The organism is Pseudomonas sp. 05N432, from assembly GCF_056396945.1.
The window spans coordinates 1-582 of record NZ_JBFTMM010000073.1; the positions used below are offsets into that span (position 1 = coordinate 1).

Sequence of the window (582 nt, forward strand, 5' to 3'; positions counted from 1 at the left end):
TAACCCCAAGCAATCTGGTTATACTGTGAAGACGACATTCGCCGAAAATTCGCAATTACTCACAAATTTTACCTTAGCCTGATCCGTTACCAGTGAAAGTAACGTTCAGTCTATCTTTCTATCACATACCCAAATTTTTAAAGAACGATCTAATCAAAGACTAGAAATCAACATTCACCATCGCAGCGATGGAATGCTCATTTCTAAGCTTTCATACAACAGAAGCAGTAGTGGTGGAGCCAAACGGGATCGAACCGTTGACCTCCTGCGTGCAAGGCAGGCGCTCTCCCAGCTGAGCTATGGCCCCGTATTTCTACAGGCGTTTCCCACACAAGCAAAATTGGTGGGTCTGGGCAGATTCGAACTGCCGACCTCACCCTTATCAGGGGTGCGCTCTAACCAACTGAGCTACAGACCCAATTTCGGGCTGCTTCTTATCGTCTTCTTCAATGAATCAAGCAATTCGTGTGGGAGCTTATGCAGCAGCTGATGTCGTCGATTAAGGAGGTGATCCAGCCGCAGGTTCCCCTACGGCTACCTTGTTACGACTTCACCCCAGTCATGAATCACACCGTGGTAACC

The 582-nt window shown here is 47.8% G+C and carries 2 tRNA genes and 1 rRNA gene; all 3 read right to left on the bottom strand.

The annotated features are described in order from the left end of the window. Positions 1 to 231: 231 nt before the first annotated feature. Positions 232 to 307 (bottom strand) — tRNA-Ala (locus AC1DHT_RS29260). A gap of 34 nt (positions 308 to 341) precedes the next feature. Next, a tRNA-Ile gene (locus AC1DHT_RS29265) sits at positions 342 to 418 on the bottom strand. Between the two features lie 82 nt (positions 419 to 500). After that, positions 501 to 582: ribosomal RNA gene (locus tag AC1DHT_RS29270) — 16S ribosomal RNA — on the bottom strand; the annotation flags it as partial.